The following is a 21,570-nucleotide window of genomic DNA, read 5'->3' as shown; positions in this document are numbered from 1 at the left end:
GAATAGGGTGAATAGAAATAAAATAATCTTGATTATAATCGGAATTCTAGCACTAAGTGTCTTTTATAAAATTAACGCAACTAATCAAAAACAAAGTAGCATAAGTCTAAAGCAATCAGCACAGATAGCAAAATTAAAAGCTGAAAATAAGAAATTAACAGCTCAACAAGTTACTTTTGAAAACAGTTCTACTTCAACAACTACAAGTAAAAATAATCCTGATAAAAAAGCAGAACATATTGCAACAAAATTGTTCAAAAGCTTAAATAATTGGAATGCAGATAACTGGTTAGAAAAACAACAAACTGCTGCAAAATATGCCACTGATGATGTTTTAACATACCTTGGTGGCGGTCAATCAGTTGATAACCAATCAACAGCTACCAAACAATTAAAACAGTTGAATGCAACTTCACAACTAACAGCATCTACCTTTTATTTTGAACAACATTCAGAAGATAACGAAGTTAAGGGTATCTTTATCGGAACAGTTAAGACAACTAGTTCTGGTAATCAAACAAAAAATAATATCAAATACCAATTTACTTATAACACAAAACAAGGAAAGATTACTGAAATATCAACATTTTAGGAGGACAAAAATGAAACTATTACAGAATAAAAAACTAATTATAATAACGTTATTAGCAGTCATAGGTTTAGGAATTCTAGGCTTTGCATACTACAGACACGAAACCAAATATGACTATGAAATCAACCAAGTTCTCAATTATGAAAATAAAATTGCTGTTCCTGGTCAAAAGAAGTTGACCAATCAAAATACTAAAATTGTTATTTATGATGATCCAGCAGAAAACGAGCACCTAATTAGTATTAGTTTTAAATATCCAAATCGAAACCAAACTATTGATTGGTTTATTTACTATAAATCGTCTAAAGATATTAGCTATCTTAATGACTCTCCTGATAACACAAATATACTAGGCCTTAAAATTATGTATCAAAATAAATAACTAATAATATAGTATATTTTTATCTAGGCACATAAAACATTTCAAAAAAATTGAATATGATCGTTTTTGAAATGTTTTACATTAAAATTAATGGAATGTAGTCTAATTAATTTAATTGAATCATTCAAGCAGAAAAATAAGGGAATTTTTATTTCAGTCCAACAAATACGCCATTTTTTGTTTATTTGATGGATTATATAGAGTATAATATTCCTACGAGGTGTATTACATGATACTAGAAAATTATTTAAAAAAAAATAATTCTAACTTAAGACAAGTTCATCTAGTTTCGGGTATCCCTGAAACTACTGTTAGAAATATAAATAAGCGTGACTTAGACAAATGGAACATTGAATACTTTGATGCTGTGGCTAAGACTATTGGGAAGAGTAAGTTTACGGTTATGAAAGAACTAGAGAATTTAGCTGCTACAAAAGATAAAGAAAATTTTGAAATTACAAATCTTAATGGTAAGTATAGCCTTGAAAATAGGCGGTACATTGGTAATAAAAATAAGTTGTTAAATTGGATAGAAAATTTGATAGAGGCACACACTATTGGTAATTCATTCTTCGATGTTTTTGCTGGTACTGGTGTTGTAACAAAAAAAATGCTTCCTAAATATGATCGATTTATTTTAAATGACTTTTTATTTTCTAACAACGTTATTTTCAAGGCTTTTTTTGGTACTGAACATTATGGATCAAAAAAAATTATAAATTATTGTAAAAAATTCCAAGCAATAGAAACAAATACAACAGATAATGATTACTTTGTTAATAATTATGGAAATAAATTTTTTAGCAATCATGATGCTAGAATAATTGGTGAAATTAGGGCCATAATTCACTACTCTTACAATCTTAATGAAAGAGAAAAATCTATTTTAATCGCGTCATTAATATATTCAGCAGATAAAGTTGCAAACACAGTAGGTCATTATGATGCATATCGCAAAAAAATAAAAATTCAGGATCGCTTTAAATTTGAACTAATTAATCCATTAGATGTATCAGGAAAAAAGATAGAAATTTATCGGAAAGATTCAAATGAATTAATTCGTAGCGTAACAGCAGATATTGCTTTTATTGATCCTCCCTATAATTCTCGTCAGTACTCACGTTTCTATCATGTTTTGGAAGAAATAACTAAATGGGATAAGCCTCAACTTGAAGGGGTTGCTATGAAACCACCAGTTGAAAATATGAGTGCATATTCAAAAAAGTGCGCTCCAAAAGTTTTTGATGATTTAATTAAGAACTTAAATGCAAAATATATAGTTGTGACCTACAGTAATACTTACAAGTCAAAAAGTAATAGTTCAAAAAATAAAATTACTCATGAGCAAATTCTTGAATCATTGAATTCTATCGGTAATACACAAAAATTTGAAATACCGTTTAAATTCTTTAATGCTGGAAAAACTGATCTAAAAGATCATAAAGAATTTGTGTTTATTACGGAGGTGAGAAAATGATGCAAACTTCGTTATTCTCTGCAGAAATTTATGAAGTGACTGATATATCCAATAAGATTAAATCGATTAGATCTCCATTATTTTATGTTGGGGATAAATATAAACTTATGCCCCAACTTAAAAAGTTATTTCCTGAAAATATTAATACCTATTATGATGTTTTTTGTGGTGGTGGAAGTGCATCAATAAATGTGAAGGCTAACAAATTTATCATGAATGATATGGATGATAAAATTATGGGATTACATAAGCATTTACAAAAAAGCTCAGAAAATATTCATGGATTTATTCAGAAAATGTACAGGCTTATTGAAGATTATGATCTAAGCCTTTCTGAAAAAGGTACAAATGCAAAAATTGAGGAACTCAAGAAAATTTATGGTAAAACTTATTTTTCAAAATATAATAAAAAATCCTATTTGAAACTAAGAAATGACTATAACAAAAACCAATCTAATATTGATTTACTATATCTATTATTGATATATGGTTTCAATCATATGATTCGTTTCAATAGTCAAGGTAAATTTAACTTACCTGTTGGAAACGTTGACTGGAACAAAAATGTTACAAAAGCACTTGAAAACTATTCATTTTGGTATAATAACAATGACATCATTCTTTCTTCTGGGTTAGATTTTGAAACATTTGTAGAATCACAGAATATAAAACCTGGAGATTTTTTATATTTTGATCCTCCATATTTGATAGCATTTAGTGACTACAATAAATTTTGGAAAGATGAGGAGGAACATCGCTTATATACTTTATTAGATCGTCTCTCTGACAATGGAATTTATTGGGGGCTTTCAAATATGATATCTCATAAAGGAAAAACAAATAATATTTTATTAAATTGGTCCCAAAAATATAATAAATACCGAATTGAGAGTAATTATATTTCGAGGTTTGATAATACTATTAAAAGAAGCAGTAAAGAAATATACGTAACAAATTATTTAAATGGAGGTTTAGTGTAAAAGATGGCAAAAAGAAGAAAACCAATCTCTTTCGATACAACACTGCGGAATCCGAGCAGAATTCCGCAGTTTATTTCCATTCTAAGTAAGTTTGAAGGGAAAGTTATTGATGACAAAACTGCCCTTGAATTAGAGGGTGAGATAATTCGTTGGAAAATATTTGAACCTACTAAAAACACACTCGGTAAATACATGAGGTCATATAGTAATAAGTTTTTATTTTCAGCAGAAGATCAATCTTCAGAAGCTAATAAGAAGGTTGAAACTTATTACAAGGAATGGCTTAAGGGCAACCCTGGCGAGATAAAAACCAATAAAATTATTTATTTACTGAAAAATACTATAACTGCTCACAAAGATACAGGATGGAAGGGTGGTTGGGAATCCAGAATTCATACTCAATTCAATTTTCTAAATGAACTAGGTTTTGTTCGAGTTGAAAAAGGTGAAAAAATAAAAATTTCTCCGAACGGGAAATTGATGATTACTGATTATAAAAATGGCTATCCAAAAAAATATTCATATGATGAAAGTTTTGAACAATCCGCTTTTCTTAATGCTTTTGCTAAATATCAGATAAATAATCCTTACAGAAAAAACACTATTAAAGTAAACTTTTTTCCTCTAGTGTTAAATACCATTAAATATCTAGATAAAGAATATAAACGTCCTGGAATTTCTAAACAAGATTTACCATTTATTATCACTTGGGGCAATAACGACTACAAGACTTTAGGTGAATATATATACTCATTTAGAAAAAAATTCGGGTATAACACTTCTAATGAAATAATATATGATTATGCTATGAACTTGATGGATAATACAACTTCAAATAATGTTATTGCAGCAGCTAGTTCAAAATTTGTTACTTCAAAAAAAAAAGATTATAAATACGAAAAAATCACTATTGAAACTCCTGACGAAATAATTAGAAAACTTCGCTTAACGATGTTGATATCCCTTAGAGGTGCAGGTAGATTTATCGACATTAATAAAAACGAGCAAAAAAAAATAGACCATGTTCTTAATAAATATAGTTCAAATATTAATTTTGGTGATGATAAAGATAATTATTTTGATTATATGGGTGCTGTTGACAAAAAACTATTTTTTTCTCAACTATTAGTCGAAACACAAGAAGCTAAAGATGCCAAGGAAAAAGCTATTGAGAGGTGGTCTACTGAAAATGATTGGAGTTTCTTAAAAAATGAGATGCTCAATAGTGTTGAAAAGCGTCCAACTTCGCATCTAATTTTGAAGTATGTTAAAGAAACTGCACGTCTAGAATTCCTATCTGCAATTGTAATAAAAAAAGCTCTTCCAAATTTAAGGATTATAGCAAATTATAAGGCAGATGATCAAGGTATACCTTTCAATACTGCATCAGGCGGAAGAAACAGCCAAATTGGTGCAGATATAGATGTATTTGAAGGTAATATACATGCCATAATAGAACCAACCATTTCAAAAGCACGTAGTTTTCAAGTAGAACACGAATTGCCTTCAATAAGAAATCATGTGTTAGCCACCGCTCATAAAGACATAGAAGATAAATTAAGATTTAATGAATGGTTTTCTTTGTTCCTTGCGTCAAACATTTCTCGTGATGTTGGAGACCAAGTTGCCTTAATTAGACAAACTAATAACGTCGATATTTTCCCATGGGATATAAGAGATTTTGTAGATTTTTCACAGAGTATTGCTTCAATTCGAGATTATAAAATTATCCGTGACTATGTAAAACCCCAAACAATGCCTAAAATATAAAAAATGAGGATCTTAGTTAGAAACTCTCATTTTTACCTATTGCTATTAAAAAGGATTATTTAGTTTTAATTTAACGTTATTAGCTAAACTATAAATGTCTGTAATAGTATCCATAGGTGCAACATAATAGGAACCTGTCAAACTGCCATGCTTTGTGAATGCGCTATTGGGTGTAAGTGGTTTGTGGTAATTTGTATTGATTAGCGTCGGCCCATCCATAAAACCAATTACATAGAAACATTCTTTTTGAATAACAAAACGATTGTAAACATTATATTTTCTACCTTCAAACAGTACACGCGAATATGCATCTTTCGGAGGCTCATAATGACTCTTGTATGATTGCTGATAGTATGATCCGAGTACATCAAAATATGTTTTTCCAGTGTAACTATCAACAGCAAATAATGCAAACGGTATACCATTGTTTACAAATGATGAACGAACTTCAATAGATAAATCTTGATTTAAATAATGCCATAGAACATCTACTTGATTTTCTGTGTTTGTAACTGGGGGACGAATTGCGGAATTCGGTACTAAGGAATTCAACAAGTACATAGTTGCATACTCTGAAATAATTCCAGCAAATGCATCATTTTTTTTAACCATTGAGTTTCTAGTATGCCCACTATTAGCCGCGCCACTATTAGCCATTGCGGCAAGTTGGTTCGCTTCTAGTTTAATTTTATTTTGATCGTTCACAGAAAAATCCGAAAAAGACATCTTTAACACTGCGTAATTTCTTTTTATTGAAGTTTTGTTACACTTTTGTGGTTTAATTATTATCTGTTCCATTTGCTATTCTCCATATAAAAGTATTTTTTCTCATAATTTAATTAGCGTAAATATATTGTGTTATCTTTTTAGCTTATTTATATCCGTAAGAATTATACATCATAGTGGTATCAATTTCCAGCATACAATAAAATTTCATTCATAGCTTTTTAGAAAATTCATGTGGTGAATTTTTGTAATTTTTTTGTAAATATTTGTAGGGACCATAAATTATAAATAACCCTTAGGAATTACTTTAGTAGCAGTGTTTATATACTTAGGTTTTATCATTAGTGTTTTTACTTGTCAACGCCGATGTGAAAATGTAGTTTTTTGCCGATTAAAAAATGCTGTTTTTTACCGATAAAGTTTACAGTGTCTCACTGCTCCTTTCTTTATTTTGTGCGTTGAAACCTGATAAATCAGGTCCGGAATTATCCTTCTTTTCAATTAAATGATCTTTCATTCGATATGATCGACCAGTGATTCGGATAACTTTAGCGTGATGAACCAAGCGATCTAAAATGGCGTTAGCTAACATCTTATCTGAAAAGGTGTTTCCCCACTTAGAAAGCGGAATATTAGTGGTGATAATGGTTGATTTCCGTTCGTATCGTCTTTCAATTAACTGAAAAAACAGCTTAGCGCCCACTGACTCAATTGGAAGATAACCAATCTCATCAATGATTAGAATTTGAAAACGGGCATACCGGCGTAGCACTTCTTCGCTCCGGCCTTGAACTTGTGCTGTTTGAAGCTTGTTGATGAGGTCGCTACATCGAATAAACTGCGTTGAAATTCCTTGTTTACACCCTTCAATTCCAATGGCGGTGGCTAGGTGAGTTTTACCGACACCGGAGGTGCCGATAAACAAAACGTTTTGATTCTCTTGGGTGAATCTTAGTGATCCCAAGTCCTCAATTATCCCTTGGTTAATTCCCGGTTGATAACTAAAGTCAAAGTCAGCTAACGTTTTTTCATATGGAAAGCGGGCTAGTTTAATTCTCAAATTAATCTTTTTTTGTTCCCGGTATTTAAGCTCAGCCGTTGTCAATTCGAATAAGGCATCACTCAAGGACTTGGGTGCTTCATCTTGATGATCCAATAGGTAGCCTAAATGTTCGGCGAAACGATCTAACTTTAATTGTCTAAGGTTGGTGTATAAAGCTTGGTAATTGGCCATTTTCTCACTCCATTTCATCAAACATCTTCAGGTTTCGGTCGACGTAATCATCAATGACTCGGTCATCACGATTCTTATAAAGGTCTGATCGGACAATCTCTTCCATGTCATCGCGAAGGTAAGTAAATCTTTTCAGTGAAATAGGGTGAGAACGAATTAATTCTCCGTTATAATAAATGTATAGAGTATTGTCATCGTGTTTAATTTGTACGGTTTCGTCAATATATCTTATGGGGACGGAGTATTTCCGATTTTGAAAGACAATCATTGATTCCTTGCTAACTTTCCTTGCGATGGTTTGGCTGGCATAGGCATCGAGTAAGTCGTGATCAAAATCCTGGAGATACTCTTTTTCTTTATCAAGCAATAAATAAGGCGGAATTTGAGTCGCCTGAGACTTCTCATGATTCAGCTGATCACACGTCAAATGGACGATCTCGGCTAAGTCTAGCGGCTCTTCAAACTCATGGTTGTAAACTTTGATTCGCTGAGTAGTTCTGGCCAGCGCCTCAACCTTTCCTTTGGTTTGTGGCCGAAACGGTCGACAAGCAATTGGCTTGAAACCAGCGTCCTTAGCGTATTCAACGAAGGTTTCATTAAATACCGGCTTACCAAAATTACTTTTATGATGATCGACGACAACCTTTTGGTTGTCAAACCAGATTTCTTTCGGCACACCCCGGTTGCCCAAAAGGCATTAGTTAAGCAATCAAAAAAGGTAATTTGGCTGCGACTGAAGGTAAATTGCATGTATTTCATTCGCGAGTACCCTAAAACATATAAGAAGATGTTGCCTTTGACAATCTCTCCATGCCGAGAAACCAACGTTAAATCTTCTTTCCAATCAACCTGGGCTGAAATCCCTGGCGAGGTTTCAATCCGGATAGTGGCTTTTTTCGTTGCGGCTTTTCTGATGGTTCGACAATAGTCTCTGAGAATACTTTGCTTTCCTTGATAGCCACGTTCTTTGATAAAGTAATAAATTGCCGTTGCCGAACAGCCTTCTAGAACCTTTTCTTCAATCGTTTTTCGATAATCGTCAAGTTTACTCGGCCGCCGTAAGGGTTGTGGCTGCTCATCTGGGGGCGTAAGCCCTAAATTGTAGTATCTTTTTACCGTTCGTGGATCAACACCGTATCGCCGACCAATTTCAGCGAAGTTGGGCTTTATTTTGTTCATAATATATTGCTGGACACACTGCTCAACATCTAAACGCATTTCAGTTCCTCCAAATTTGAGATGCGTTTATTTTACCGTAAAAAAATGTTGGAAAACCGACATTTTCTAATCGGTATTTTCCAACATTTTACAACCGTTGCTGACATTTACTTTAATATATTTGATTAATCGCCCCTAAAAAGGAGCGATTTTTTGTACTCTACTATTATTTATTAAAAGAGGTGAATGTTATGAGATTTAAAAAATTATTAGAGTTAGTAGAAAAATATAATCAAAAGTATTCTGCTGAGAACTACCGTACTTTAGAAATATGTGGTACTACCGAAATATATATGTATTTAAAATCTAAAAATGGAAAAAAACTTGCCTGTATTTCAAAGGAAGGAATTTCATTTGCAGATGAAGGTATTTTCTTTATTCATAAAGAAATGAAATTATTGTTAAAAATAATGTATTTAATAAGGAGTTAAAATTATGAAACAGATTGTTATGCCAATTAAAGATTCAAACATTTTACAACAAGTTCAAAAATGTTTGCTAGAAGATTTTAAGGCTGGTCAGCGCAACTATACGATTTTTCAAGTTGGCAAAGCTACGCTTCTACGTGTAAGTGATGTTATGTGCTTAAAATATCAAGAAATTTATAATTCTGATGGTTTGGTTAAACATAATGCCTATATTCGTGATAAAAAAACTGGTAAACCAAATACTTTATATTTAAAACCAGTTAAAAGTGATTTAATTGAATATCAACAATGGTTAATTAAACATAATTTACAATCTGAATGGCTTTTTCCTTCGATTAAAAGACCCAATCGTCATATTTCTGAAAAACAGTTTTATAAGATTATGGCACATGTTGGTGACTTGTTAGGAATTAATTATTTAGGTACACATACCATGCGTAAAACGGGCGCATATCGGGTTTATACACAATCAAATTATAATATTGGCTTAGTTATGCAGCTGCTTAATCATAGTAGCGAAGCTATGACTTTAAAATACCTTGGTTTAGATCAGGTAAGCAGGGAACGTATGCTGGATAAAATTAATTTTGGCTAGTTTTTAATCACACCTCAAGTAAAAGGATTGTTTGTCTACGTTTTTTAGACAAGCAATTCTTTATTTGTGGTACAGTTAAACGTTTTTTGTTTAACAGGTTTGTAATTTTTATTACTACCTAACATTTTATTTTTACAAAGGTGTTTCAAGGCCTTTTTAATTTGATGATAAAAATAAAAAAATTAATTTAAATGAAAACTAAACGTTACTAGATAAATTATATAATTTAATTAACAATACTTAATAATAAATAGAAAGAAGGAGGAATATGCAGCAAAAACAAGCTCATCACTTAACACCATTTGAGCGCGGTCAAATCGATTATTTATGGAACATCGAAGAAATCCATAATCAAGCTGAAATAGCTCGTAGATTACACCGAACTGTGATGACGATTAATAATGAACTCCGTCGGAGTCAACGTTATTCAGATTATAAGTTGATGCCTCGTAAATGGCGTGCATATCACTATGATGCCGAAGAAGCCCAACAATATGCTGATTTAAGAAAAGATCGGATTGGCACTAAGAAAAAATATTCAAAGAAAAAAGCGCGGATTATTGCTAAACGAATTTTAGATGATAAATGGTCACCGCAAATGATTGCTGAAACTCACAAAGAATTGAAATTGAGTCGCAATACAATTTATAACTGGATTTATCGCGGTATGATTCCTGGTGTTTCTGAAGCCAGCTTACGCTACCGCCATAAATATCGCCGGGGGAGACCGCAACGTGTGGCTGAAATGAGTGCTAAAGAAAAGAGGGCGGCTGAATTAAAAGCTGAGAAGAAAAGGGTGAAACAAAAAGAAAAACAGCTTGTTCGTCCTCTTAAGCATTCAATCGAAGAACGTCCTGTAGGCGTTGATAAACGCAAAGTTTTTGGTCATTGGGAAGTTGACTGTGTTTTACCAAAAATGGGCTATAAGCAAGTCTTTGTGACGTTTTGCGAACGAAAAACTCGTTATTATATTGTTTTAAAAGCTGAATCACAAACTGGAAAAGCTGTTTGTAGGGTCTTGGATCAATTTATGGGATTATTTGGTGAACGTGTAAAACATATTGTTCAATCATTCACATTTGATAATGGTTTTGAATTTACAAATCACTTTGTAATTAATAAAGTTCAAAAAGAATATGGAATAATAGCTTATTTCGCGCATCCGTATAGTCCCGAGGAGCGTGGATCCAATGAAAACGCTAATCGTATGCTGCGTGAATATTTTCCTAAAAAAACACACTTTGAATATGTTAATAATGATGATATTAGGCGAACGTTACATAAAATTAACAAACGGCCAAAGGCTGTTTTGAACTATAAAACACCGAGAGATGTATTAAGAAAAAAATTGCACGAAATTGATCGAACATTTGGCTACAAACAAGACTTAAGACATTCTAAAAATGCCAATAAACACTGATTTAAATCCAATTTCATCAATATTAATTAGCAAAATCATAGCAAGCTTTATACACGTAAATCAGTCAAATCCATTGAATAAATCGCTAAATTAATGAGCTTAAGTATGAAAATCAAAAAAAGTCGTCAAAATTCAATCAGTAAAGCCAGTTGTTTTTGCTGATTATAATTTTCAACGACTATTTTTTTACAAATTTTTGCAACCCTTTTTTGATTTTTATTTTCTTTTTCAAATTTATTTTTACTTCTTTTTATACGCTAAAACGTTGTTTTAACAGTCTTTTAAGACGTGTATAAAGATAAGAGGGTGCTTAGATTAAAATTTGCTCTTGACATTTTCCCTGTTTTTCCTAGTTTACATAATATATATTATCGAAAGTGGACTTAAAAGAAAAAATTAACGTCTCTTCATTTTAACGGCTTTATTTGTGTCTAAAACACTTAATTCGTTTATTAATTGCTTTAAAATAAAAATGTGCCTCATATGTCATCATGCGTTTAAATCTTTTTTGAAAAAGAAAAAAGGATCAACACAATTAACTTGCGTTGATCCTAATTTATTTTGATTAATTAGAACCTGAATATGAATTAATCAACTTAGCTTTTGAATTCCAGAAAACAACTTTAACGACCCCATCGATCTTGCTCTTAGGTACAAACCCATAATAACGACTATCATTTGAATTTCGTCGATTATCACCAAGCACAAAATACTTATTCTTAGGTACCGTGAACGTTTGGTTTGTCCCTAACCTGACCCCGTCTGCTTCTTTTAACGCAAGTGTAAGTGTCCCGGCTTTACGCTGATCTGCAGTAATATAACCCTGTGAGAGATATTTACCGTTCACATAAACGTTGCCATTATTACGATATTCAATCTTATCGCCTGGTAATCCAATAACTCGTTTGACGTATTTTGTATCATTCTTAACTGTTGGATTGTTGGTATCAACTCCCTTAGCATTAAAAACAATGACCGTATTATGTTTGATGCTTGCCTCTTTCAGCAACATGACACGCTCATTATTTTGCAAATTGGGAGCCATTGAAGTTCCGTCAACTTTAACCATGCCAAACCAGAATTGGCGGACGAGTAAAGCAATTAAAATACCAATTACAATCGGAAGAATCCAGCTTAAAATTTCCTTAACTGTTTTCACCTAACTTTTCTCCTTTTGACTAACTACCTGTAGTATAGTCTCATTTTACAACTTAGTTGCCTAGTTTACTATTCGTTTTTAGGTATTATCTCTTTGGTGACGCGAAAATACGTGTTCTCTATGCAAATCAAGTTCACTCTTTTTTAACAATCGTAAATAGTTCCAGAAAAGGAGGCAAAAGAACAGCTCATAGAGGATAAACCAAAGGTTATTAACATATAAAAAAGGCATTAACATTGTGACACAGTTGAAAAAAATCTTAAATATAAATCCCCCCTGCATAAAGTAAATCATATTGCTAAAAACAGCAAGTGTTCCAAAGATAACTAAAAAGATGGTCAGAGTAATGATCAAATTAAAGATATCTGCAATATTTGCAATTTTTTCGGCTGTTTGAATTGAATAACCTTGTTGACGATATAACTTGATCATTATTCTAAAATAAGTGTCATTGAGAACATATAAGAGTCCGAGACCGCCGACAACCATATTAAGGAATTTGTTCAAATTTTCATCTCCTTAGTCACATTAAATGCGCTTTTTCGTTAAATTAATCCAGTGTTTCGTTACTTTAAATTATATACTGGATGAAAGCTGAAGAAAGAATTGGAACATTTTTTAAACCAAACTTAATTTATTGAATTCGGTTCGTTCAATTTGTCATAGATTTTCATCAGATAGTGATAACTAGCAACCTGTTCACGCGCATCATTTTCGTCACGCAACTGGACCTCATAAATGCTGCTAGCAGCTGGGTTTAAACACGGCAACACTTTTTCCCAAGCAATTGCCCCTTTGCCAAGCTCTAAACTATCATGTTTTTTCCCGAAAGAATCTACCAAATGATAATGAACGACCTGCTTTTTTAAACGTTGCAACGATGCAGTTAAAGCCTGGTTAGAACCGTGAGCCCGAATGAAGCAATGACTGACGTCAAAGGCAAGGCGATAACCGCGAGCTGCAATATAACGATCTTCTTCTTCTTCGCCATAATAGAAAATGGGTGAAAAGGAATTTTCGAACATGATATGATCTTTTCCAAGTTCAGCATAGTTATCCAAAGTAGCATAAACATGCGCACGTGCTTGTGCTAGCGACGGATACAAAGCAATCATCTTTTGTGTATGGCGCGCGTAAGATCCGTGCAAAAGAGTTTGCACATCATAATCAAAAGAAAGCTGCAGCAGATCTTCAGTGCTCTGCCGGATAAACCGGCACAGTTCCGGGAAAGTTTTTTGAGGCGCTACAAGTTCGGTAAATTCGCCCTTATAACGCATTGGATGATGCAGGACAATTCTACTCGTTGCCTCATTTTTAACTAATTCAAGTGCATACGCTAATCTTTTAAGCCCTTCTTTTGTGAAATCAGCTTCACTGGTAAAGAATTCGAAAACCGTTGGCCGATATTTCAGTCTGTCTGCAAGCTGTCGCTCACTGCTGCTTGCTTTTAATCCTAACTCTGGTTTTTTCACTTTCTCCATCTCCCTGAAAGTTTGAATCCTAGATATTGAAGGCTGGGAACAAACTATCTTCGCCCCAGCCTTGTGAAAAATATTAAAATAATTGCTGCTTAAATTAAAACATTACTTATCGATATCTCTCATCCAAGCTAATGCCAATGCTTTTTCACCTAAATGAACGCCGACAACCGGTCCAAAATAACTCAAGTCAACCTGATACTGCGGATATTTCTCAGCTAATTCTTGCTGCCAAAGAAGCGCTGCAGCCTCATCATTGCCATGAATCACAATTAACCTGAGCGGATAGTCAACCTGCTGCTGGGCGTTTGCAAAAATGCGCTCAACACGCTTCATTGCACGTTTCATTGAGCGTACTTTATCAAAGGCGACAATTTTGTGGGTCTGACGTTCAAATGTCAATAATGGTTTAATCTTAAGGACACTGCCGATCAAAGCCGTTGCATTTGATAATCTTCCCCCCCGCACAAGATTTTGCAAATCATCTACAATAAAACATTCGTTTGTTGTGGTGCGCAATTCTTCCAGCTTTTGCAAAATCTCTGTGACACTGGCACCAGCTTTAGCCATTCGGGCTGCAGCAATAACCATATTTCCCATCAGCATCACTGTAATTTGCGAATCAAAAGGATGAACTTCAATTCCCTTTATCTCAGGTGCGATCCCCTTGAGAGTCTGCACAAAGCCTGAAATAGTACTTGCTAAGTGAACGCTGATAACCGCATCGTATCCCTTTTTTCCCAAACTTTCGTAAAAGTTAATCAATTCTCCAATTGACGGTTGCGAGGTGCTCGGAAATGTAGTAGTCGTTTTGAGCTTTTGATAGAAATCTTCAGTCGTAATATCTTGACCTTCATGATAAACCTGACCATCAATAATTACAGGAATTGGAATCACGTAGATCTCATTTTCAGCGATCTGTTTTTGCGACAAGTATGCCGTACTGTCTGTAACAACAGCGATTTTCATTAAATGTGCACCCACTTCTTTGCATTTTCTTACATCGAGTATCATACCATAATTCTAAATATTCAGCTAGAACAGCGGTTGTACTGCCTTTATTCCAGACGTTCCATACTTTTATTCAGTCTATTCAGTAAAATTTGCAACAAGTTCTGTTCTTCTTGTGCCCAATGTCTAAAAAGATTTTCATCAAATTTATGGAATTCTTCTTCCAACTGTTCAATTGCTTTTTCACCCTGCGCAGTTGCTGCATAAATGAAATAGCGCCGTCCCTGTTTACCGTCAGCTGGAACTTTAGTCACAAATTCTTTTGCCAAAAGGCGCCCTAATTGCCGGCTGAGCGTTGAAACATTCAGATTCATCAGTGCAGAAAGTTTTTCCTGAGTGTCAATTTGATGCTCAATGTTGACCAGCAATTGCCATTCCGCAAAGGTTAGACCAGTCTTGCGGGTCAATTTTACGAGATGTTCATGATATTGACGTTCAAGCTCCAGCAGACTTTCCATACAAGATTTCACTATAACAGCCCCTTCTCCATAGATCGCTTAATATGTATTATGCAAACAACAATCTTATTATTGCCCATTATGGTCTTACTCGCAATAAAAAAGTCTTGTTTAAAAAGACAAAGCTCTTATCCAGCACGTTCTTTGCGCATTTATAGTAATAAAGGTACAATTGTAGACAGCAAATCTTGTTATGAAAGAGAGTTGGACTTCATGCCTTTTGATGGCCTTTTTACTCGTGCAATGGTGCATGAACTTGAATCACAATTAATTAGCGGGCGTGTCACAAAAATCTCGCAGCCTTTCCCAAATGAGGTAATCCTGACAATCCGTGCACAGCGGCATAACTATCCGCTTTTATTATCTGCACATCCAAGCTATGCCCGCTTACAGATCACGACCGTTCCTTATAATAACCCACCAGTTCCCACCAATTTTACGATGACGTTGCGTAAATACTTGGAAGGTGCACTCTTAACAGAAATCAAGCAGCGTGATAACGATCGGGTGGTTTATTTAGGCTTCTCCACCCGTAATGAGCTGGGAGATCTGCTGCCTTTGCAATTAAGTATCGAAATTATGGGCAGATATAGCAATGTAATTCTAATTGATCAAACTGCCGGTAAAATTATCGATACTATCAAGCATGTTGGACCCGGACAAAACCGATATCGCACTTTATTACCAGGAGCACAATATCTTGCTGCACCTAAACAAGATAAACTAAATCCGTTCACTGATCACACTGAAAAATATCTCCAACTGCTCCAGCAATATCCCAACCGCGAAATTCTAGCCGCACAGTTACAGCAGACTTATCAAGGTTTTGCCCGCGAGCACGCACTTTATTTTGCGGATCAATTACACGCCGGTGCAGCTAACCCGCAACAGGCTTGGGGTAAGACTTTAGCCTATACCGAAAAACCACACCCTGTGATCGTTCCAGCTGGCAAAAAGAAATTCTTCTCTTTTCTACCCTATGCAACTTCGAAGATGCAACAACATGATACACTCAGCAAATTGCTTGATTTGTATTATCGGGATAAAGCAACCACAGATCGGGTGCAGCAACAAGGTGCTCAACTTTTTCACGTTGTACGACTTAATCTCCAAAAAAATCGTAAAAAATTGAAAAAACTGCAGCAAACTTTGGATGCCACACAAAAAGCTGATCAATTCAGGATCAAGGGCGAATTGTTGACCACCTATCTCAATCGTGTCTCACGGGGAATGGACAGAATTGAATTACCTAATTTTTATGATAATGAACAGAAAATGACCATTTCACTTTCTAAACAACTCTCACCCTCACAAAATGCACAAAAATATTTTAAAAAATATCAGAAATTAAAGAATGCGGTTGCATATGTCACGACTCAGATCGCCCTAACAAAAAAGGAACTCACATATCTTGAAGAGCTTGAAACCCAGTTGGAATTAGCTGAGCCGCAAGACTTGCAAGATATCAAGGTGGAGTTACAGCAACAAGGCTATCTCAAAGCGCAAAAACGGAACAAAAACGGCAAGGTGCGTAAAAACAAGCCTAGCAGCCCTGCAGTGTTCTATGCAAGCGATCATACAAAAATCTCTGTCGGCAAAAATAATCTGCAAAATGACCGTTTAACACTCAAAATTGCACACAAAAATGATTTTTGGTTGCATGCTAAAAATATCCATGGCTCCCATGTGATTGTACACAGCTCCAGTCCGAGCACGCAAACTTTACTGGAGGCTGCAACACTTGCAGCTTATTATTCAAAATCACGTTCCGCAGCAAATGTCCCTGTTGATTATGTTGCAGTGCGTAAAGTTCACAAACCGAACGGAGCTAAACCTGGATTTGTAATTTATGAGGGACAGCAGACTCTTTTCGTAACTCCAACTGTTGAGGCGATTACAAAGTTGCAGCAAAATAAAGAAAGCAGTTCTGATGCAGTGAATGATCCGAAGCACTAAATTTGACTGGATTAGTTAATGCAAAAAATTGACTATAAACTTGCGTAATTAATTAAAAAGAGAGTGTGACATAAGTCGGGAAAATTTGAGTGCTAACTCGAAATTACGAACATAGCGAGTAATTTGCTATGAGTAATTTGAAGTTAGACGGAGAGTTTTGACTTATGGAACACGTTTATCCGGAATAAAAAAGGGGCTGTGACAAAAGTTAAATTTTGTCACAGCCCCTTTTAATTTAGCTTGCAATCAACAAGCATTAGCTTACTTATTCTTCTGTCTCTGAAAGCCACTTAGCAGCTAACGGCTGACCTTCAATTGCTGGGTCAAGTATAAAAGAACCATTGGAATAACGATCGCCTAAGGGATGCGACTGCGGGTCAACTACAACTGCTTGTCCCTTGTCAGTTATAATTGCCAGTTTCTGTACGCCACTAAGTGCAACAACTAGAACAATCCGATGTGGGGTTCGTTTAAGTTCACGCAGAATTTGAACGCCTTTGCGTGCCCGCGTCGTGACAGAAACTTCAGCAGCATTCATTCGCTTGAAGGCCCCTCTTTGAGTCACAATTCCCAGTTGAGTGGCTGCAGTAATTACAAGCACCGCCGTCAAAAAATCATCTTTCAAAGCAATTGCACGCACACCAGCTGCCTTAGGTCCATTGACAGGAACCTCAGCGAGTGCATACCGAAGACCGTAACCTCCATTAGTAGCTGCAAAGACAAACTTGTCGCTTGCTTGTCCTGCAGGAACAAAGGTTACACTCAAAAGCCGATCACTTTTGGTTTTCAGCTTCATGCACTGACTTGCACGTGTGCGATAAGTTCGCCCGGGTTTCAAGTCACTCAAAGCAGTTTGTTTAATATATCCTTCACGAGTTGCAAGTACAAAATTGCCTTTTTGGGCAAAGTCTTTAAAACAAAAGGCTGCTAAAATTTTTTCGTCTGCTGTCAATCCCACAGTTTGTGATAGATGCTTTCCTGTATCCTTCCATTTATCCTCTGGAATCTCATGAATTGGACGGTAAATCAGATCGCCATGATCCGTAAAAATCAGCAAATTGTCTAAAGTATTGACTGTTTTTTGGAAAACGACTGCATCTTCTTCTTTGAGTCCGTTTTCTTCTGGTCCAGAAGCTTTAAAGGAACGTAATGAACTCCGTTTCAGGTAACCATCTCGACTGACAAGTACAACTACATCTTCTGGAGCGACCATTACTTCTGTTTCAATTTTAAGCTGCTGCACTTCTTTTTGAATAACTGTTTTACGTGCCGAAGTGTATGCACGATCGACAGCCAATAGCTCCTTTTTAACAACCCGATCGAGTTCTTTAGGATCACCTAAGATCGTTTCGTAGCCGGCGATCTTTTTATGCAATTCTTCAAATTCAGCCTGCAGATCCGTCACATCGGTGTTGGTTAACCGGTAGAGTTGCAATGACACAATCGCCTCAGCTTGCGCCTCTGTGAAAGCATATTGTGCAACCAAATTATCTTTAGCATTCTTTTTATTGTCACTGGCACGAATTGTTTTAATCACTTTATCTAAAATAGAAAGGGCTTTAATTAAGCCAGCCACAAGATGTTCGCGTTCTTGTGCTTTCTTGAGATCAAAAGCTGTCCGCTTACGGGTAACCGTCCGTTGGTGCGTGAGATACGCTGTCAGAATTTCTTTTAAACCGACAAGTTCAGGCCGTTTATTATTAATCGCGACCATGTTGAAGTTATAAGAAATTTGTAAATCGGTATTTTTAAATAAATAGTTTAAAATCCCCTGGGTATTGGCATTTCGTTTTAACTCCACCACAACCCTTAAGCCTTCACGATCACTCTCATCCCTGACTTCAGCAATCCCTTCGACTTTACGCAAAAGACGAATTTCATCAATTCGTTTGACTAATAGGGCTTTATTTACTTCGTATGGGATTTCAGTGATTACGAGTTGTTCTTTGCTACCGCGCAATTGTTCTGTCGCAGTTTTCGCACGCAGAACCACGCGGCCGCGCCCTGTCGTATAGGCCTTAATTATACCGTCAATCCCTTGCACGATCCCACCAGTGGGGAAATCAGGCCCTTTCACAAATTCCATCAATTTCGCTAAACTTGGATTCGGATGTGCCATTAAATAAGTGATTGCTTGAATTGTCTCATGCAGATTATGCGGTGGAATCTCAGTTGCATATCCGGCAGAGATTCCGGTCGCTCCATTAACCAACAGATTCGGGAAACGAGCAGGTAAAACAGTTGGCTCCATTTCCGTGTCATCGAAGTTAGGGACAAAATCAACCGTCTTTTTGTCAATGTCACGCAGCATTTCAGCTGAAATCTTGCTTAAACGTGCTTCTGTATAACGCATTGCTGCGGGCGGATCCCCATCCATTGAACCATTGTTGCCATGCATTTCAATTAAAGGTTCACGCAACTTCCACGCCTGACTCATTCTGACCATTGCCTCATAAATTGAGCTGTCACCATGCGGATGAAAGTTACCCATTACATTACCAACTGACTTAGCTGACTTGCGAAAAGCTTTTTCAGCAGTATTGCCGTCTTGATTCATGGCATACAAGATTCTTCTTTGCACAGGTTTTAACCCATCACGGATATCCGGCAGTGCTCTTTCTTGAATAATATACTTTGAATAACGTCCGAAGCGTTCACCCATCACTGCCTCAAGTGAAAGTTCTTGAATATTACTTTCTTGTTCTTGTGCCATTAACGGCCGACCTCCTCTTGTTTAGTTGCGAGCTGTTCTTCGGTTTGTAAACCGTGCGCTCCCTCAACCACTGCGTTATCTAACAAGCTGCCGTCCTCTTCCAGCGTAAACTTGACATTTCTTTCAATCCACTTGCGTCGCGGTTCGACTTTATCTCCCATTAACGTAGTGACGCGCTTTTCAGCTAAGGCATCGTCTTCGATTTTTACGCGCACTAAGGTGCGGGTCTCAGGGTTCATCGTTGTTTCCCAAAGCTGATCGGCATTCATTTCACCTAACCCTTTGAAGCGTTGGAGAGTATAGCCCTTTTTCATTTCTTTACTTGCATAATGCAATTCTTCATCGGTCCAAGCATATCTGATAACCGTCTTATTTTTGACCTTTTTTTGCAACTTATACAACGGCGGTAATGCAATGTAAATCTTCCCGGCTTTAATCATTGGACGCATATATTTATAAAAGAACGTCAACAATAACGTCTGAATGTGCGCTCCGTCTGTATCTGCATCGGTCATAATGATAATTTTGTCATAATTGGCATCGGCAATCTTAAAATCAGCACCGACACCAGCCCCAATTGTATAAATCATCGTGTTGATCTCTTCATTTTTAACAATTTCCGGTAACTTGGCCTTTTCAGTATTCAAGACTTTTCCACGCAACGGAAGAATCGCTTGAAACTTGCGATCACGCCCTTGCTTGGCAGACCCACCGGCTGAATCTCCTTCGACTAAGAAGAGCTCATTGCGCTTAGCATTTTTTGACTGTGCAGGTGTTAATTTCCCTGAAAGCAAACGATCCTTCTTATGTTTGCGCTTGCCGCTGCGACTTTCATCACGTGCTTTACGGGCAGCTTCCCGTGCTTCCCGCGCTTTAAGCGACTTACGCACCAATTCTTGAGCAAATTCCCCATTTTCCATTAGATAGTATCCGAGCTGTTCGCTCACAACACTATCAACAATTGCACGGGCTTCCGGAGTTCCTAATTTCCCCTTTGTTTGCCCTTCAAACTGGAGTAATTCTTCCGGAATTCTAACAGAGATTACCGCCGCCAAACCCTCACGGACATCACTACCCTCTAAGTTTTTGTCCTTGTCTTTTAACAGATTGACTTGCCGCGCATAGTCATTGAATGCCTTGGTCCATGCAGATCTCATGCCGGCTTCATGTGTACCGCCGTCTTTTGTCCGCACGTTGTTGACAAAAGAAAGCACACTTTCAGAATAACCATCGTTGTATTGGGCTGCTACTTCGACTTCGATTCCTTCCTTGGTACCGTCAAAGTACATTACGTCTCCAAGAGTGTCTTTATCTTCATTCAAATAAGCAACAAATTCCTTAATTCCTTCAACAAAATGGAAGGTATCTGCACGTTCAGTCCGTTCATCTGTCAAAGTAATTTTGACATTTTTAAGTAAAAAAGCTGACTCGCGCAAACGCTCTGCTAAGATATCATAATTATAATTAGTTGTTGTAAAAATTTCCGGATCCGGTTTAAAAGTGACTGTCGTTCCAGTTGGTTTTTTAGTTTTTCCAAGTTTGCGCAGCGTTCCAACCGGATGTCCGCCGTTTTCGAAATCTTCTTCGTACTCGTTTCCATCTCTTACGGTCTTAACACGCATGTGCACAGAAAGAGCATTCACAACACTTGCACCCACGCCATGCAGGCCACCGGATGTTTTATAGCCGCCTTGCCCAAACTTCCCGCCAGCGTGTAAAACGGTGAAAATAACTTCTACAGTGGGAATTCCTAATGCGTGCATCCCCACAGGTAAGCCACGACCATGATCTGTGACTGTAATACTGTTGTCACGCTGAATAGTAACATTAATCTCGTCTCCAAAACCTGATAATGCCTCATCAACTGCATTATCGACAATTTCATAGACCAGATGATGCAGTCCACGACCATCCGTTGAGCCGATATACATGCCCGGTCGTTTGCGGACAGCCTCAAGTCCTTTAAGAACTTG

18 protein-coding genes and 1 pseudogene are annotated in these 21,570 nt (G+C 36.2%); 9 read left to right on the top strand and 10 right to left on the bottom strand.

Features of this window, described 5'->3' with window-relative positions; all coding sequences use genetic code 11:
- The first annotated feature begins 7 nt into the window (after nucleotides 1–7).
- The 5 genes from AB3Y88_RS00095 (at nucleotide 8) to AB3Y88_RS00075 (ending at nucleotide 5,201) form a co-directional block, all read left to right on the top strand.
- Complete coding sequence (locus AB3Y88_RS00095; RefSeq protein ID WP_367293336.1) at nucleotides 8–592, top strand: hypothetical protein; 585 nt, start codon at nucleotides 8–10, stop codon at nucleotides 590–592.
- A 10-nt stretch (nucleotides 593–602) separates the two neighbouring features.
- Nucleotides 603–974, top strand: a complete 372-nt coding sequence (locus AB3Y88_RS00090) for a hypothetical protein (protein ID WP_367293335.1) — start codon at nucleotides 603–605, stop codon at nucleotides 972–974.
- Between the two features lie 229 nt (nucleotides 975–1,203).
- Nucleotides 1,204–2,451, top strand: coding sequence for a DNA adenine methylase (locus AB3Y88_RS00085; protein WP_367293334.1), 1,248 nt, complete (start codon nucleotides 1,204–1,206; stop codon nucleotides 2,449–2,451).
- Nucleotides 2,448–3,431 (top strand): Dam family site-specific DNA-(adenine-N6)-methyltransferase, encoded by a 984-nt coding sequence (locus tag AB3Y88_RS00080; RefSeq protein WP_367293333.1) that lies wholly within the window; start codon nucleotides 2,448–2,450, stop codon nucleotides 3,429–3,431. Before AB3Y88_RS00085 ends, AB3Y88_RS00080 begins: the two co-directional genes overlap by 4 nt.
- A 3-nt stretch (nucleotides 3,432–3,434) precedes the next feature.
- Nucleotides 3,435–5,201 (top strand): AlwI family type II restriction endonuclease, encoded by a 1,767-nt coding sequence (locus AB3Y88_RS00075; RefSeq protein ID WP_367293332.1) that lies wholly within the window; start codon nucleotides 3,435–3,437, stop codon nucleotides 5,199–5,201.
- 45 nt (nucleotides 5,202–5,246) lie between these two features.
- On the opposite strand, the gene AB3Y88_RS00070 is transcribed toward AB3Y88_RS00075, so the two are convergent.
- From AB3Y88_RS00070 to istA, 3 genes and pseudogenes are all read right to left on the bottom strand, one after another.
- A complete protein-coding gene (locus tag AB3Y88_RS00070; protein ID WP_367293331.1) occupies nucleotides 5,247–5,999 on the bottom strand; it encodes a hypothetical protein in 753 nt (250 codons plus the stop codon).
- A gap of 349 nt (nucleotides 6,000–6,348) precedes the next feature.
- Complete coding sequence (istB, locus tag AB3Y88_RS00065; RefSeq protein ID WP_313819558.1) at nucleotides 6,349–7,179, bottom strand: IS21-like element helper ATPase IstB; 831 nt, start codon at nucleotides 7,177–7,179, stop codon at nucleotides 6,349–6,351.
- A pseudogene (gene istA / locus AB3Y88_RS00060) lies at nucleotides 7,166–8,379 on the bottom strand (IS21 family transposase). The gene istB and the pseudogene istA overlap by 14 nt, the downstream one beginning before the upstream one ends.
- Before the next feature lie 191 nt (nucleotides 8,380–8,570).
- Between istA and AB3Y88_RS00055 the strand changes: the two are divergent.
- From AB3Y88_RS00055 to AB3Y88_RS00045, 3 genes are all read left to right on the top strand, one after another.
- Complete coding sequence (locus AB3Y88_RS00055) at nucleotides 8,571–8,810, top strand: hypothetical protein (protein ID WP_261909720.1); 240 nt, start codon at nucleotides 8,571–8,573, stop codon at nucleotides 8,808–8,810.
- A 4-nt stretch (nucleotides 8,811–8,814) separates the two neighbouring features.
- On the top strand, nucleotides 8,815–9,402 hold the full coding sequence (locus AB3Y88_RS00050; RefSeq protein WP_367293330.1) for a site-specific integrase: 588 nt from the start codon (nucleotides 8,815–8,817) through the stop codon (nucleotides 9,400–9,402).
- A gap of 268 nt (nucleotides 9,403–9,670) precedes the next feature.
- Nucleotides 9,671–10,822, top strand: coding sequence for an IS30 family transposase (locus tag AB3Y88_RS00045; protein ID WP_367293329.1), 1,152 nt, complete (start codon nucleotides 9,671–9,673; stop codon nucleotides 10,820–10,822).
- Nucleotides 10,823–11,387: 565 nt separating this feature from the next.
- Here AB3Y88_RS00045 and lepB read toward each other — a convergent pair.
- The 5 genes from lepB to AB3Y88_RS00020 form a co-directional block, all read right to left on the bottom strand.
- Nucleotides 11,388–11,981: a signal peptidase I gene (lepB, locus tag AB3Y88_RS00040; RefSeq protein WP_228887923.1), complete on the bottom strand. Its 594-nt coding sequence runs from the start codon at nucleotides 11,979–11,981 to the stop codon at nucleotides 11,388–11,390.
- A gap of 78 nt (nucleotides 11,982–12,059) precedes the next feature.
- Nucleotides 12,060–12,488, bottom strand: a complete 429-nt coding sequence (locus AB3Y88_RS00035; protein WP_056960838.1) for a hypothetical protein — start codon at nucleotides 12,486–12,488, stop codon at nucleotides 12,060–12,062.
- Nucleotides 12,489–12,610: 122 nt separating this feature from the next.
- On the bottom strand, nucleotides 12,611–13,453 hold the full coding sequence (locus AB3Y88_RS00030) for a hypothetical protein (protein ID WP_056960839.1): 843 nt from the start codon (nucleotides 13,451–13,453) through the stop codon (nucleotides 12,611–12,613).
- Between the two features lie 111 nt (nucleotides 13,454–13,564).
- Nucleotides 13,565–14,428 (bottom strand): DegV family protein, encoded by an 864-nt coding sequence (locus tag AB3Y88_RS00025; protein ID WP_228887922.1) that lies wholly within the window; start codon nucleotides 14,426–14,428, stop codon nucleotides 13,565–13,567.
- An 89-nt stretch (nucleotides 14,429–14,517) separates the two neighbouring features.
- Nucleotides 14,518–14,940, bottom strand: coding sequence for a MarR family winged helix-turn-helix transcriptional regulator (locus AB3Y88_RS00020; RefSeq protein WP_054756038.1), 423 nt, complete (start codon nucleotides 14,938–14,940; stop codon nucleotides 14,518–14,520).
- A gap of 201 nt (nucleotides 14,941–15,141) precedes the next feature.
- On the opposite strand from AB3Y88_RS00020, the gene AB3Y88_RS00015 reads away from it, so the two are divergent.
- On the top strand, nucleotides 15,142–16,884 hold the full coding sequence (locus AB3Y88_RS00015; RefSeq protein ID WP_228887921.1) for an NFACT family protein: 1,743 nt from the start codon (nucleotides 15,142–15,144) through the stop codon (nucleotides 16,882–16,884).
- A 265-nt stretch (nucleotides 16,885–17,149) separates the two neighbouring features.
- Here AB3Y88_RS00015 and parC read toward each other — a convergent pair whose 3' ends face one another.
- Together parC and parE are read right to left on the bottom strand one after the other, a co-directional pair.
- The gene (gene parC / locus AB3Y88_RS00010) at nucleotides 17,150–19,597 is read right to left on the bottom strand and encodes a DNA topoisomerase IV subunit A (RefSeq protein WP_228887920.1); all 2,448 of its coding nucleotides are present in this window, start codon (nucleotides 19,595–19,597) and stop codon (nucleotides 17,150–17,152) included.
- Nucleotides 19,597–21,570 (bottom strand): DNA topoisomerase IV subunit B (parE, locus tag AB3Y88_RS00005; RefSeq protein ID WP_367293328.1); only part of this gene is annotated, 1,974 nt, incomplete at its 5' end. The genes parE and parC, both read right to left, overlap by 1 nt.

The organism is Liquorilactobacillus satsumensis (assembly GCF_964065465.1).
Classification (GTDB): Bacteria; Bacillota; Bacilli; order Lactobacillales; family Lactobacillaceae; genus Liquorilactobacillus; species Liquorilactobacillus satsumensis.
This window is presented reverse-complemented; position numbering and strand designations above follow the sequence as displayed.